The sequence below is a fragment of the Micromonospora arborensis genome, from assembly GCF_003205615.1.
GTDB lineage: Bacteria > Actinomycetota > Actinomycetes > Mycobacteriales > Micromonosporaceae > Micromonospora > Micromonospora arborensis.
In genome coordinates, this window is the sequence record NZ_PYBV01000037.1 from 1 (window position 1) to 14,550 (window position 14,550).

The window sequence follows — 14,550 nt, forward strand, 5'->3', positions numbered from 1 at the left end:
GCTGAAGCAGAGCAAAGGGTGCCCGGGAACCACCCGATCCTCGGGCCGGCGGCACCCCCAGGGCCGCGCTGGCCCAGACCGACCGATGCCACCAGCTGTGCCGGAGCTGCGACTTCATCCCAGCGGGATTAGCGCCGGAACCCGCATGCCCGTTTGCTCACCCGTCGAGTGCACCCACCACGTCACCAACCACGACGACTGCGGGTGGCCGTATGTCGGCGGCGAGCGCGTCGGCGGCCACCTCGCCCAGCGTGGACCGCAGCGCCCGCTGGGTGCCTGTCGTGGCCTCCTGGACGACGGCTGCCGGCGTCTGCGGCGACCGACCGTGGGCGATCAGGGTGGCCGTGATGGCGGCGAGGTTCTTCAACCCCATCAGGATCACCAGGGTGCCGCGCAGACCCGCGAGGGCGTCCCAACGCACCAGCGACGCCGGTGAGTCGGGTGCCAGGTGCCCGGAGACCACTGTGAACTCGTGCGCCACCCCTCGATGGGTGACCGGAATCCCGGCTGCGGAGGGAGCGGCGATCGAGCTGGTCACCCCGGGCACCACGGTCACCGGCACGCCGGCCTCCGCGCAGGCCAGCAACTCCTCGCCGCCACGACCGAAGACGTACGGGTCGCCACCCTTGAGCCGCACCACAACCGCGCCAGCCAGCGCACGGTCGACCAGGATCTGGTTGATCTCCTCCTGAGCCCGGGACGGTCCGTAGGGGATCTTCGAGGCGTCCACCAGCTCGACGTCCGGGCGCAGCTCGTCGAGGAGCAGGCCGGGCACCAGCCGGTCGGCGACCACCACGTCGGCCTCGGTGAGCAGCCGCCAACCCCGCACGGTGATCAGCTCCGGATCACCCGGCCCCGCCCCGACCAGCGCCACCCGCCCAGCCGCCCGCCCGGTCACGCCGGGCACGCCGGGGGTCGCGGCGGTCACACCGGTCACACCGGTCGGAGCGTGGGGCCGGCTCTGCGCCGGTGTGCTTCCGTCCGCTGCCAGGCGGACGGCGAGCAGGTCGCGGATCGCGTCGCGGACGGTCATCGCCCGGCGGGGATCGCCGCCGCCGAACACCGCCACGGTGACCGGGCCGTGCCGGGTCACCGCCGGGGTCCAGGCGGTGGCGGCCGTCCGGTCGTCGGCCCGGACACAGAAGATCCGCCGCTCGGCGGCGACGGCGCTCACCGAGGCAGCCGCGATCGGGTCATCGATCGCCACCTGGACCAGCCACGCGCCGTCCAGGTCCGCAGGCAGGAACCGGCGTGGCACCCAGTGCAGCCGACCCGCGTCGACCCGGGCGCGCAGCGCCGGGGTCAGCTCCGGTGCCACCAGCAGGACGTCCGCGCCGGCGTCCAGCAGCGCGGGCACCCGCCGGGTGGCGACCGCGCCACCACCCACCACGACCACCCGCCGCCCGTCGAGCCGCAAACCAAGGGGGTACGGATTGGAGGTCACGCCGCACCACCGAGGCGGACGGCTCGCTCGCTGCGCCTCGTCACTTCTCGGCCACCCCGGCGGAGTCGAACGTGGCCACCTCGTGCAGCACCCGGACCGCGCCGGTGACCACGGGCAACGCCAGCAGCGCGCCGGTGCCCTCGCCGAGGCGCAGCCCCAGGTCGATCAGCGGGTCGAGGCCGAGGTGCCGCAGTGCCACCGTCGCGCCCGGCTCGGCCGAACGGTGCCCGGCGACCATGGCGCTCACCGCGTCCGGGGCGAACGCGGCGGCGGCGAGCGCGGCCGAGACCGCGATCACGCCGTCCAGCAGCACCGGTGTGCGGCGGGCCGCGGCACCCAGGATCAGCCCGGCCAGCGCGGCGTGCTCCAGGCCACCGACGGCGGCCAGCACCCCCAGCGGGTCGGCCGGGTCGGGTGCGTGCCGGGCCAGCGCGGCCCGCACCACGGCGACCTTGTGGGCGTACGTCGGATCGTCGATGCCGGTGCCCCGACCGGTGGCGTCGAGCGGATCGGCGCCGGTGAACGCGGCGATCAGCGCAGCGGCCGGGGTGGTGTTGCCGATGCCCATGTCACCGGTGAGCAGGATGCCGGCTCCGGCGTCGATCAGCTCGTCGGCGATCCGGATGCCGGTCTGCACCGCTGCCAGTGCCTCGTCCCGGGTGAGCGCGGCGGTCACCGTGAAATCGCGGGTGCCCCGGCGGACCGACGCGACAACCAGCCGGGGCACCGCCGGATCGAGGGCAGCCGGGTCGAGAGCGGTGGGCTGGGCGGGCAGCGGGGTGGCCACACCGACGTCGACCACGGTTACCGAGGCGCCGGCCTGCCGGGCGAACGCGTTGACCACGGCCCCGCCAGCCAGGAAGTTGCCGATCATCTGCCCGGTGACCTCCTGCGGCCACGGGCTGACCCCCTGGGCGTGCACCCCGTGGTCACCCGCGAAGATCGCCACTGCGGCCGGCTCGGGCAGCGGTGGCGGGCAGGCCCCGGCCAGGCCTGCGAGGCGTACCGAAAGCTCCTCCAGCGCGCCCAGCGAGCCCGCCGGCTTGGTCAGTCGGCCGTGCAGCTCACGGGCGGCGGCCATGGCCGTCTGGTCCGCCGGCCGGATCGCCGCGATCGTGGTCTCCAACATCATGCCTCCATGGTCTCGCGCAGCACGTCGATGAAAGCGTCGGTGGTGTTTCGATCGCGCACCGCCACCCGCAGCCAGTCCGGGCCGAGGCCGGGGAACGTGTCGCCTCGGCGCACCGCCCAGCCGCGCTCGCGCAGGGCGGCCCGGATCGGGGTCGCGCCCGGCAGGTGCAGCAGGACGAACGCGCTGGCGGGACGGCCGACGACGCGTACACCGGGCAGGCCGGTGAGGCGGGCGACCAGGTGGTCGCGGTCGGCGGCGAGCTCGGCGGCGATCTCGCGTTCGGCCTGGACCGCGACGTCGGTGGCGCAGGCCGACGCGGCGGCGAGCGCGGGTGTGGAGACGGCCCAGAGCGGTTGGACGGCGGCCAGCCGGCTCAGCAGCTCCGCAGCGCCGAGCAGATAGCCGATCCGCAGGCCGGCCAGGCCCCACGTCTTGGTGAGGCTGCGCAGCACGAGCAGACCGGGTAGGTCACGCCGCTCGGCCAGCGACTCGGGTTCGCCGGTGCGCCCCGGGGCGATGGTGGTGTCGGCGAACGCCTCGTCGACCACCAGCACCCGGCCGGGGCGGGCCAGCGCGGCAACCGTCTGCGCCGGGTGCAGCACCGAGGTCGGGTTGGTCGGGTTGCCGATCATCACCAGGTCGGCGTCGGCGGGCACCCGGGACGGGTCGAGCCGGAAGTCGTCGGCGGGGTCCAGCAGCACGCGCTCGACCGGGTGCCCGGCGGCCCGCAGTGCCGCCTCCGGCTCGGTGAACTGGGGGTGCACCACCACCGGCCGGCGAACGCCGCGGAGCGCCTGGGCGATCAGCACGAAACCTTCGGCGGCACCGGCGGTGAGCAGCACCTCGTTCGGGTGACGGCGGTGTCGGGCGGCGACCGCCGCCCGGGCCGACGCCGGATCCGGGTAGCGGGCCAGGTCGGTCAGGGTCGCGGCGATCGGGCCGGTCAGCCAGTCGGGCGGTCGTGCCTGACGGACGTTGACGGCGAGGTCGATCAGGCCGGCGGTCGCCTCCGCGTCGCCGTGGTGCGCGAGGTCCGGCTCGGCCCCGGTGGGCGGGGCGATCGCGCTCGGCTGATCAGACATGTCCGCGATCCTGCCGGGAAGGTGGCCGGTGGGACAGGCGATCTCGACGTAAGCCACGTCACCACGCGGCGGTTTAAGAGTTCTTCTCATGTACGAATCGGAAATGTCATAACTTTTAACCGTGAGTAACCGACCCCTTGCTGCCGCTGGTCGACTCGTCCCTCTTCTCCGCGCCGGACTGATCGCCGGAATCGTGATCGCCGCCGCCGCGTACCCGCTCGTCGCCCTCACCGGGCTCGGCGCGAAGGCCACCGCACACGCGGTGGAGCAGAAGACCAGAGTGCTGACCACCGCCCTGCCCGCAGAGACCTCCTACGTCTACGCCCCGGACGGCAAGACCGTGCTGACCATGTTCTACGAGGAGTACCGGCAGTACACCAAGCTGTCGGACATGTCGCCGAACATCCAGCAGGCGATCGTCGCCGCCGAGGACTCCCGCTTCTACCAGCACCACGGCGTCGACCCGAAGGGTGTGGTGCGCGCCTTCGTGTCCAACGCCCGCTCCGGTGGCTCCCAGGGTGCCTCGACGCTGACCATGCAGTACGTCCGGATGGCCCTGCGGGACAGCGCGACCACGCCCAAGGAGGTTCAGGAAGCCACCCAGCAGACCAGCCTGCGCAAGGTCAAGGAGATGCGGATGGCGCTGGACCTGGAGAAGGAGATGAGCAAGGAACAGATCATGGAGCGCTACCTGAACTCGGCGTACTTCGGGCACCGGGCGTACGGCATCTACGCGGCCAGCGAGATCTTCTTCTCCAAGACCCCGAAGGACCTCACCCCGGTCGAGGCCGCCACCCTCGCCGGCTTGGTCAAGTCCCCATCGGAGTACGACCCGGCCGACTCCGACCAGAAGGAGGCCACCGGGCGGCGCAACTACGTGCTCGACCGGATGGGCCAGCTCGGCTACCTCTCCCCCGACTCGGCCGCCGCCGCCAAGGCCGAGCCGATCCGGCTGAAGCTGACGACCCCGCCGCACGACTGCGCCGCCGTGGCGGACAAGTACAACAGCTGGGGCTTCGCCTGCGACTACCTGAAGAACTGGTGGAGTGCGCAGCCCGCGTTCGGGGCGAACCGGCTGGAACGGATGGACAAGCTGCGCCGGGGCGGCTACCGGATCGTGCTCAGCCTCGACCCGAAGGTCCAGGAGGCGGCGGAGAAGAACGTCGGCAGCAAGGAGGCCACCGGCAGCCCGTTCGCCAACGGGATCGTGGTCTCCGAGCCGGGTACCGGCCGGGTGAAGGCGATGGCGGTGAACCGGACGTACTCCCTGGACCTGGCCGAAAACCCGCAGAGCTCCAATCCCGAGGCCGGGCCGAAGGTGAAGGCCAACTACCCGAACACGGTGGCACCACTGCTCGGCGGCGGTGACCTGGCGGGCTACCAGGCCGGATCGACGTTCAAGATGTTCCCGATGCTCGCCGCGCTGGACTCGGGGATGACGCTCTCCACCTCGTTCAACGCCCCGTACCGCTACAAGTCCTCCGTCTACGACGGTTGGGCGCCCTCCAACGCCAGCGGCGCCATGACCGGCCAACAGACCATGTGGTCCGGCTTCGGCAAATCGGTCAACACGTACTTCGTGTGGCTGGAGGAGAAGGTCGGCGCGGACCGGGCGGTCCGGCTGGCCGAACAGCTCGGGCTACGGTGGCGCACCGACGTCGACCGGGAACAGGCGTCCCCGGCCAAGGTGAAGAAGTGGGGCGCGTTCACGCTCGGCGTCTCCGACGCCACCCCGCTGGAGATGGCGAACGCCTACGCCGCCATCGCAGCCGACGGCCGCTACTGCGAGGCGATCCCGGTACAGGCGATCATGAACCGGGACGGCACGCCGGCCACGTACACCACCCCTGGTGGCATCCAACGTGAGGTGGCCAAGCCGCGCTGCCGGCAGGTGGTCAGCGCGGACGCCGCCCGGGCAGCCACCGACGCCGCCCGCTGCCCGACCGGGGACACCCCGGCGCGCGGTAGCTGCGGCGGCTGGTCCACCGCCGACAGCGTGCGAGGCACGGTCGGGCGCCCGGTGGCCGGCAAGACCGGTACCACCGACAGCACCCGGTCCGCCTGGTTCGTCGGCTACACCCCGGAGTTGGCCGCGGCGAGCTTCATCTCCGACCCGGACAACCCGTTCAACGCGGTCGGTGACGGGCAGTCCCAGATCCCGATCAAGGCGGTGGCGGAGACCCTCCGCGACGGCCTGAAGGGCACACCGACCCGCCAGTTCACCCCGCCGTCGGACGCGATCGTCGGCTGACGCGTCGCCGCCCGATCACACCGGCACCTCGCCGGACTCCGCGGGCACCACCTCGGCCGCCGGGTCGGTCGCCGCCGCGGCGACCAACCGGGCGGCCGTGGCCGGATGACCGGCCCAGTGCAGGGTGAGCTGCGAGGCGTGCACGTTGCGCCAGACGAAGCCCTCCGGGGCACCCCCGTCCCAGCTCCACGCCGGGCGCTGACCAGCGCGGGGGGTGAGCACCGCACGGTGCGCCTTGTGGCCGACCAGCACCGTGCCCTGGGCGGCGACCACGCTGTCGGTCTGCGCGGTCGCCTCCCGGTAGCCGGCCACCAGGCCGTCCCTGCTGACACCGACCGCGTCGAGGACACCGCACATCGGCAGCCCGTCCAGCTCCCGGGCCAGCCAGAGCAGCCCGGCGCCCTCGGCGATCACCGGACGCCCGGTCCGCGCCAACTCGGCCACCGCGATGCACAGCCGCCGATTGGCGGACAACTGCTCGGCGTACGCCTCGGGCAGCGCGCCCCCGACGACCAGCGCGCGGGTGCCGACCGGCAGCGCCTCGTCACGCAGCGGATCGACGGTGACGACCTCGGCGCCGGCCGCCCGCAGCAGCTCGGCGGTCTCCGGATGGCTGAAGCTGCCACCCGGCCCACCGGCCAGTGCCACCAACGGGCGGTCCGCCGGAACGGTGAACGCGCCAAGGGCCTCCTCGGGCGACCAGGCCGGGGCTGGCAGCGGTGGGGCCGAACGGGCCAGCCCGAGCAGCCGTTCCAGGTCGACCGTGGCGGCGACGGCCTCGCCCAGCCGACGGACCGCCCGGACGGCGTCGGCGGACCCGTCGACCACCGGCGCCACACCGTGCCGCCGCGACGGCAGCACCGCCGGCAGGTCGTGGCGACGCAGCGCACCGTAGACCGGCACACCCACGTCGTCCAACGCCTCGCGCAGCATCGCCTCGTGCCGGGAGGACGCCACCCGGTTGAGGATCACCCCGCCGAGCCACAACTGCTCGTCGTACGAGCGGAAACCGTGCACCAGGGCAGCCACCGACTGACCCATCGCGGCCACGTCGACAACCAGCACCACCGGGCTGCGCAGCGCGGCGGCCGCAGCCGCCGTGGACTCCTGCTCGGGGCGGCCACCGACCGAGTCGTACAGGCCCATGCTGCCCTGCACCACGGCGAGCCCGGCACCGGCAGCGCCGTGCGCCACCAGCGGGGCGAGCCGGTCGACGCCGACCAGCCGGGGATCGATCGCCCGGCCTGGCCGACCGGAGGCGAGGCCGAGGTAGGCGGCGTCGACGTGATCCGGCCCGAGCTTGAACCCGGCGACGTCGACCCCCCGCTCGGCCAGGGCGGCGAGCAGCCCGATCGCCAGCGCGTTCTTACCGTGCCCGGAGGACGGCGCGCTGAGCACCAGGCGCGGCACGACGGTCATTATCGACTCCTCGCGAGCGGCGGCGGGTACGCGACGGGGACGACCGGGGCCGATCCGTCGGCGTGACGATACCTGTCCGGTTGGAGACGCGAGCACCGCCAACCGGGGCCGGCGGCACGGTCCTGGCCCACTCCCGGGCCCGGTCCAGGTCAGTGGCGCCGGTCATACGAGTAGCCTCGGTGCCGTGTACCGGTTCCTGCTGAGCCCACGTTGGCTGGGCGCCCTCGCGCTGACCCTGGTCGCCGCCGCCGTCATGGTGTTCCTCGGCAACTGGCAGCTGGACCGCTACCGGGGGCGTACCGAGGTCAACGAACGGATCGACGCGGGCCAGCGGATGGCCCCGGCGCCGCTGCCCGACGCGCTGCGCGCACCCACCGGTGGCGCGGGGACGACGGGCCCGGCCCCCGCCGACGACAAGGTCTGGACCCGGGTCACCGTCACCGGCCGGTACGACCCGACGAACACCGTGCTGGTCCGTGGCCGGACGGTGGACAGCCGGGTCGGCTTCGAGGTGCTCACCCCGCTGGTGCTCCCCGACGGCACCGCGCTGCTGATCGATCGGGGCTGGATCCCACCGGCGCCGGGTGGGGCGACCGCCCAGCCCACGGTGCCGGCCGCGCCGACCGGCGACGTGACGGTGGTCGGCAGGGTGCACGAGACCGAGAGCGGCGCCGGCGCGGTGGCGCGGCGCGACGGTCGGCTGGAGATCCGGCGGATCGGGGTGTCCCGGCTCGCCGCCGAGCTGCCCTACCCGGTCTACGGCGCCTACCTGCTGTTGGACGAGCAGACCCCGTCGGCCGACCCGGTGTTCAAGGCGGTGCCGGTCGGGCACACCAACAACTGGCAGAACTTCGGCTACGTCGTGCAGTGGTGGCTCTTCGCGGTGATGTCCCTGTTCGGCTACGGCTGGGTGGCCCGCCGAGAGGCCCGCCGCGCCGCCGGCATCGGCGTCGACCCGGGTCCGTTGGACCGGGCGGCCGAGCCGACGCCGAGCGCGTCCGCCTGACCGAGGCGCGGGCCGGCGTCCCAACCAGAGCGGTGACCGGGGCTGGCGCGGCCGGTCAGCCGGTGACGCGGCCGGCGTGGATGGCACGGACGGCGTCGATCGTGTCCGCCTCGGCGGCGGACTTGTCATCGCGATACCGCACCACCCGGGCGAAGCGCAGCGCCATCCCGCCGGGATAGCGCGAGCTTGTCTGCACCCCGTCGAAGGCGATCTCCACCACCTGCTCGGGGCGGACCCGGACCACCCAGTCGCCGCGCTCCACGGCGAGGTCGAGGAATCGTTCGGTCTGCCAGCGCAACAACTCGTCGGTGAGGCCCTTGAACGTCTTGCCGAGCATGACGAAGTCACCGCTGTGCGGGTCGCGCGCACCCAGGTGCAGGTTGGACAGCCAGCCCTGCCGTCGGCCACTGCCCCACTCGACGGCGAGCACGACCAGGTCGAGGGTGTGCCGGGGTTTGACCTTGACCCAGGCGGCACCGCGCCGGCCGGCGTCGTAGGGGGCGTCCGGTGCCTTGACCACCACGCCCTCCTGCCCGGCGTCGAGCGCCGCGGCGAACGCGGCGGCGGCCTGCTCCGGGCCGTCCACCTCCATGCGCCCGACCAGCAGCGACGAGTCCACCGCACCGCCCAGGGCGGCCCACCGTTCCCGGCCGGGCAGGTCGATCAGGTCTTCACCGTCGAGGTGCAGCAGGTCGAAGAAGTACGGAGTGAGCACGGTCGCGCCGGTGCTGGCCGCCGCGGCGAGCACCGCCGGGGCGACCGGTGTGCGCCCGGTGGTGCTGGGGGTGGTGCGTCGGGCGGCCCGACTCGACGTCTGCTGGAACGGCAGCGGGCGACCCGTCGCGTCCAGGCCGATCGCCTCGCCGTCGAGCACCAACTCCCGGCCCGGCAGGGCACGGACCGCGGCGACCACCTCGGGCACCCGGGCGGTGATCTCGTCGAGGCTGCGGGTGAAGACGGCGATGTCGGCGCCGGAGCGGTGCACCTGGATGCGGATGCCGTCGAGCTTCACGTCGACCACCGCCGGCGTGCCGGTCGCGGCGAGTGCCTCGTCGACCGAGGGGGCGCTCTGCGCGAGCATCGGTGCCAGCGGGCGGCCGACCTGCAGGCCGAACCCGGCCAACTCGGCAGCCCCACCGGCCAACGCGGCCACCGCCACCGCCCGGAGATCACCGGCGAGCAGCAGCGCCCGGCGAACCGCCGCCACCGGCACCTCGGCGGCCCGGGCCACCGCGTCCGCGAGGAGCCCGGCCTGGGCACCCTGCCGTAACTCGCCACTGAACAGACCGGTGAGCAGGCGCTGCTCGTCGGCTGTCGCCGCCGCGTAGAGAGCACCGAGCAGCGCCCGACGCCGAGCCTGCGAGCCGGTGCCGTGCACCGCGGCGATCTGCTCGATGGCCGCGTCGACAGCGGCCACGGTCAACGTCGGCTCGGCGGCCGGTGGCGGCAGGTCACGAAGGCTGGCGTAGCCGACCCCGGTCTGCCGTTGGCGCAGCTCACCGGCGAGATAGCCAGCGCCGGGCTCGACCTCGCCCGGGTCAAGTCTGCGCAGCGCGTCAGCGAGCAGCTCCACCTTGGCCCGCCGGCCGCTGGTGGCGCCGACGGCGGCGGAGGTGGCGGCCAGGTCGAGGAAACGCACGTCGCTCATCCTGCCAGTCACCTGCGACACCGCCCGGGCATTGCCGTGCCCGGGCGGTGTCGGCAGATGCCGCCCGCTCACGCGGACGACGGATCAGGTCCTACGCGGAGACGGGCTCCTCGATGCGCAGCCCTCGGGCGCGGACCTCGCCGGCGACCCGGGAGAGCACCGAGTCGAGGGCGACCAGGGCAGCGGAGAGCTCACCAAGCTGTTCGTTGAGCGTGTCCTCGGACCACGCGGAGACGTCGACGTCTCCCAGTGCGCTGACAGCGGCCCCCAACCGGGCCATCACCTCGTTCGTACTCATGTACGAAAGGCTATAACAGCCAGCCGCCCGACACGCCGTAAACTCCCAGATCAGGCCCAAAATCCCCGTTCCGACACCTAACTGCCCGCTGCCGCCACATTGCGCAGCAGCAGCGCCTCGGCGAGGCAGACGCGGGCGAACTCCCCCAGGTGCAGACTCTCGTTCGGGCCGTGCGCCCGGGCGTGCGGATCCTCCACGCCGGTCACCAGGATCGCCGCCTTCGGGAACATCTCCTGGAAGGTGGCGATGAACGGGATCGAGCCGCCGACACCGATGTCGACCGGGGCGGTGCCGTCCCAGGCAGTACGGAAGGCCGAACGGGCGGCGTCGAACATCGGGCCGGACGCGTCGATCACGCACGGGTCGCCGTCGTGCTCGAAGCTGACCGTCACCTGGGCGCCCCACGGCGCGTGCTCCTCCAGGTGCGCGCGCACCGCCGCGTACGCCCGCTTGGGGTCGTCGCCCGGGGCGAGACGGATGCTGAGCTTCGCCTTCGCGGCCGGGACCAGGGCGTTCGGCGCCTCACCGGTGGCCGGCGCGTCGATGCCGAGGACCGCCAGCGCGGGCTTGGTCCAGAGCCGGTCGGTGATCCGGCCGGTGCCGATGAACTGCACGCCCTCGGCCAGCCCGGCCTCGGCCCGGACCCGGTCCTCCGGGTAGTCGACGGTGGCACCCTCCCGGCCGACCAGCCCGTCCACGGCCACGTCACCGGCATCGTCGTGCAACGTCGCCAGCAACCGGACCAGCGCGGTGAGCGCATCCGGCACGGCACCGCCGAACATGCCGCTGTGCACCGCGTGGTCCAGGGTGCGAACCTCGACGAAGCAGTTGACGATGCCCCGCAGCGAGGTGGTCAGCGCCGGTACGCCGATGTCCCAGTTGCCGGAGTCGGCGATCACGATGACGTCAGAGGTGATCTTGTCGCGGTGGTCGGCCAGCAGTTGCTCCAGCGAATCGGAGCCGTACTCCTCCTCGCCCTCGATGAAGAGGACCACGCCGACCGGCAACGCGTCCCCGTACGCGCGCAGCGCCGCGACGTGCGCCATGATGCCGGCCTTGTCGTCGGCCGCACCCCGGGCGTAGAGCCGGCCGTCGCGCTCCACCGGCTCGAACGGGTCGGACTCCCAGAGCGACAGGTCGCCGACCGGCTGGACGTCGTGGTGGGCGTAGAGCAGCACGGTGGGCGCACCGGGCGGGGCGGGCCGACGGCCGATCACCGCCGGCTGGCCCCCGGAACGCACGATGTCGACGTCCAGGCCACAGCCGCGCAGCAACTCGGCGACCGCCTCGGCGGAGCGTTCCACGTGCGAGTGGTCGAAGCCCTCGAAGGCGATGCCGGGGATGCGGACGAGGCGTTCCAGGTCGGCGCGTACGCCGGGCATCTCCCGCTCGACGGCGGCCCGCACCTCGGACTCGGACATGATCGGTGAGGTCATGACCGGCATCGTATGCCGGCCTTACCGGGGTGTGCTGGCGGAGCCCGTACCGTCACCGCCTCCCGCGGGGCCCGTGCCGGCGGTCGCGCCGGGCGCGGCCCGGCCGGCGCGGTGCGCGCGACCGGCGGCCTCGGTGGCGGCATCCATCCAGGAGCGGGCCCGGCCGGCGGTGCCGCCCACCCACTCGCCGACGTCGCTCGCGCCGTCGCCGAGCCGGCGCAGCAACCCGACCAGCGGGTCGGTGGACCGGCTGAACTCCTCCCGGTACGACTCGGCGGCCGCCTTGATCTCCTCCGAGACGCTTGTCGCGCTGTCGTCGTCGCGGCGCGGATAGTCCCCGGCCAACACCCGCCCGTACGCCCCGGAGTCGATCCACTGGCGCAGTTGGGCCGCCCGTGCCACCGGCGCCGGGTGGGTGCTCCACGCGGTCATCCGGATCTTGTGCAGGCTGTCGCGCAGGTCCCCACCGCCGGCGTACTCGGCGGCCTGCTCCAGGAAGGCCGTGGTGTCGATCTGGGACAGGTCACCGCCGCCGGCGAGCTTCATCAGCAGCCGCAGCGCGGCGGCCGGGTCCTGACCGGCGAGCAGACCGGCCCGGTCGGCGGAGAGCTCCGCCTTACGCCACCACTCCAGCATCGCCGCGATGATGGCCCGTAGGGCGATCGCACCGACCGGCAGCCAGCTCAGATTGGCCGCCCACCGGGTGAGGATCATGAGCATGGTCTTGTAGACCGCGTGCCCGCTGCCCACGTGCCCCAGCTCGTGGCCGAGGAGGCAGCGCAGCTCGTCCTCGTCGAGTTGCTGCACGCACGCCGAGTTGAGCACGATGAACGGCCGGTCCAGACCGACCGCCTCGGCACCCAGCCACGGCGACTGGGTCACATACAGTTCGGGCAGCTCGGCCACGTCCAGCACCGCCGCCGCCTCGGTGTAGCGCTGCCACACCGCCGGATACTGCCGGTGGTCGACCCGGATGCCGGAAGCCAGCACGGACAGTCGGAAGCCCCGCTCGTTCCACATGCCGAAGAACGCCCGCACCACGTCGTCGAACCCGCGCAGCTCCCGCAACGCGACCAGGGCACCCCGGTCGGCCGGATGCTCCCAGGCCCGCGAACTGATGCCGGTGAGGGTGATCCGGCGCCGCGCGGGCGCGTCCGTTGCCGACATGATGAGTCCCCCGTTCGCCGCGGCCCTGAGCCATCTCGCTTCGGCCTTCTCGCTTCGGCCCTCTCGCATCGTGCCGTAGCCGGTGACCGACGTCCATGCCCCACTCAGCGGATGCGCACGTAGTACCGGTCCGTGTCGTGCGGCAGCGCCGGAGCGCCATCCACCAGCAGGTCCGCGCGGGACACCGTGTCGTCGGCGGCGAAGTGCGCCCGCTCCCCGGCGTGCCAGCGACGCAGCTCGGGCAGAATCTCCGGCCCGTCCCGGGCCACCGCACGGTCCAGCCGCAACGACGCGGGCGCGGTGACGAACACCGCCAGGGTCAACTCCGGCCGGACGACGGCACGGGCGGCGCTGACCCCCTCCAGCACCAGCACCGGCGCCACCGGCACCGGGACCGGCCGGGCCAGGAAGCGTTGCCGTACCCAGCTGTACCGCCGGTAGGCACCGGGCTTCCCTTCCCGCATCGGGGCGAGCACCCACTCGTCGAGCCGGGGCCAGAAGGTGACCTGATCGTCCCAACCGTCGAGCAGGTCGTCGGTGTTCACCACCGGCGGCCGGCCACCGGGCAACGCCGCCAGGGCATCCGCGAGCCGCGCGGCGAACCGGCTCTTACCCGCGCCGCTCGGCCCGTCGACCGCCACCAGCCGGGTCCGCCCCAACCGCGCCGGGCCCGCGAGCACCCGACGAGCCAATTCGGCGTACGCCTCGACAACCGCCACGGAAATCCTGCCGGACCGCTGCTCCACACCCCCACCTGCACCGGCCGACTCTCCGACGCTCCGCTCTCCGACGCCCCCGGCCTCGCGGCTTGGTGCCAGCCGGCCAGTGTCAGGGGCCAGCGCAGCCTCCCCGGCCTCGCGGCTCGGCCCCGGCCCGCCAGTGTCAGGGGCCAGCGCAGCCTCCCCGGCCTCGCGGCTCGGCCCCGGCCCGCCAGTGTCAGGGGCCAGCGCAGTCTCCCCGGTCTCGCGGCTCGGCCCCGGCCGGCCGGTCTCGGAGGTCAGCGCAGCCTCGCGTGGCACATGGCTGAAGTATGCCGCCGCCACCGCGGGTCAGGGTGATCGACTCCAGATCGCCGATGTGGCGGTATCCCGATTGCGGGATACCGCCAGGTCGGCGAAGCGGAGTGGATCACGCGGATCAGCGGCCACCGTGGGCCGCGCGGACACGTCCGGCTGACCACCCGGACCGGGCACCGTCACGTCCGGGGGAATTGGGGCGGCGACGGGTGACGCGCGGCCCGTTCGCCGCCCGGGGTGCTGCCGAATCGGCATGATCGGGTGGTGCTCCGAGACGTGATGAGCCCCGGTATCGACGCCCTGCTCGAACAGGCCCGCGCCGGGCTGCACCGACTAACTCCGCAGCAGACCGTCGAGGCGGTCCGCGGCGGTGCGCTGCTGGTCGACACCCGTACCGAACCGCAGCGCCGCGAACAGGGCGACCTGCCGGGGGCGGTCGTCATCGACCGGACCGTGCTGGAATGGCGGCTCGATCCAGCCAGTGCCTGGCGGATCCCGGAGGCCACCGGATACGACCGGGAGATCGTGCTGGTGTGCCGGCAGGGCTACAGCTCCAGCCTGGCCGCTGCCAGTCTGCAGACCCTCGGGCTGCGCCGAGCCACCGACATGATCGGCGGCGTCGATGCCTGGCTAGCCGCTGGACTCCCCACC

The 14,550-nt window shown here is 73.4% G+C and carries 12 protein-coding genes; 3 read left to right on the top strand and 9 right to left on the bottom strand.

All coding sequences use genetic code 11. The features are described 5' to 3' along the window. Positions 1-157: 157 nt before the first annotated feature. The 3 genes from cobA to cobC are packed head-to-tail and all read right to left on the bottom strand — an operon-like array spanning position 158 to position 3,658. Positions 158-1,444, bottom strand: coding sequence for a uroporphyrinogen-III C-methyltransferase (gene cobA / locus C7C45_RS26385; protein ID WP_110566423.1), 1,287 nt, complete (start codon positions 1,442-1,444; stop codon positions 158-160). 40 nt (positions 1,445-1,484) lie between these two features. Beyond that, on the bottom strand, positions 1,485-2,573 hold the full coding sequence (gene cobT, locus C7C45_RS26390) for a nicotinate-nucleotide--dimethylbenzimidazole phosphoribosyltransferase (protein WP_110566425.1): 1,089 nt from the start codon (positions 2,571-2,573) through the stop codon (positions 1,485-1,487). After that, a complete protein-coding gene (gene cobC, locus C7C45_RS26395; protein ID WP_110566437.1) occupies positions 2,573-3,658 on the bottom strand; it encodes an Rv2231c family histidinol phosphate aminotransferase CobC in 1,086 nt (361 codons plus the stop codon). The genes cobT and cobC overlap by 1 nt, the downstream gene beginning before the upstream one ends. Positions 3,659-3,779: 121 nt before the next feature. On the opposite strand from cobC, the gene C7C45_RS26400 reads away from it, so the two are divergent. After that, positions 3,780-5,909: a transglycosylase domain-containing protein gene (locus C7C45_RS26400; RefSeq protein WP_110566427.1), complete on the top strand. Its 2,130-nt coding sequence runs from the start codon at positions 3,780-3,782 to the stop codon at positions 5,907-5,909. Positions 5,910-5,924: 15 nt separating this feature from the next. Here C7C45_RS26400 and C7C45_RS26405 read toward each other — a convergent pair whose 3' ends face one another. After that, the gene (locus tag C7C45_RS26405) at positions 5,925-7,328 is read right to left on the bottom strand and encodes a cobyrinic acid a,c-diamide synthase CobB (protein ID WP_110566429.1); all 1,404 of its coding nucleotides are present in this window, start codon (positions 7,326-7,328) and stop codon (positions 5,925-5,927) included. Between the two features lie 184 nt (positions 7,329-7,512). Between C7C45_RS26405 and C7C45_RS26410 the strand changes: the two genes are divergently transcribed. Then, positions 7,513-8,334, top strand: a complete 822-nt coding sequence (locus C7C45_RS26410) for an SURF1 family cytochrome oxidase biogenesis protein (protein ID WP_110566431.1) — start codon at positions 7,513-7,515, stop codon at positions 8,332-8,334. Positions 8,335-8,389: 55 nt separating this feature from the next. Here the strand turns inward: C7C45_RS26410 and C7C45_RS26415 are convergent, their stop codons facing one another. The 5 genes from C7C45_RS26415 to C7C45_RS26435 all read right to left on the bottom strand — a co-directional run bounded on the left by C7C45_RS26415 (position 8,390) and on the right by C7C45_RS26435 (position 13,722). Continuing rightward, positions 8,390-9,982 carry an ATP-dependent DNA ligase gene (locus C7C45_RS26415; protein ID WP_244200583.1) on the bottom strand — a complete coding sequence of 531 codons (1,593 nt, stop codon included), beginning with the start codon at positions 9,980-9,982 and terminating at the stop codon, positions 8,390-8,392. Between the two features lie 91 nt (positions 9,983-10,073). After that, positions 10,074-10,280: a hypothetical protein gene (locus tag C7C45_RS26420; protein ID WP_030333429.1), complete on the bottom strand. Its 207-nt coding sequence runs from the start codon at positions 10,278-10,280 to the stop codon at positions 10,074-10,076. 77 nt (positions 10,281-10,357) lie between these two features. Next, a complete protein-coding gene (locus C7C45_RS26425) occupies positions 10,358-11,701 on the bottom strand; it encodes a dipeptidase (protein WP_208641362.1) in 1,344 nt (447 codons plus the stop codon). Between the two features lie 36 nt (positions 11,702-11,737). Then, positions 11,738-12,883 carry a M48 family metallopeptidase gene (locus tag C7C45_RS26430; protein WP_110566435.1) on the bottom strand — a complete coding sequence of 382 codons (1,146 nt, stop codon included), beginning with the start codon at positions 12,881-12,883 and terminating at the stop codon, positions 11,738-11,740. A 104-nt stretch (positions 12,884-12,987) separates the two neighbouring features. Then, the gene (locus C7C45_RS26435) at positions 12,988-13,722 is read right to left on the bottom strand and encodes a uridine kinase family protein (protein ID WP_425271174.1); all 735 of its coding nucleotides are present in this window, start codon (positions 13,720-13,722) and stop codon (positions 12,988-12,990) included. A 456-nt stretch (positions 13,723-14,178) separates the two neighbouring features. Between C7C45_RS26435 and C7C45_RS26440 the strand changes: the two genes are divergently transcribed. Then, positions 14,179-14,550 (top strand): rhodanese-like domain-containing protein (locus tag C7C45_RS26440; RefSeq protein ID WP_110566443.1); only part of this gene is annotated, 372 nt, incomplete at its 3' end.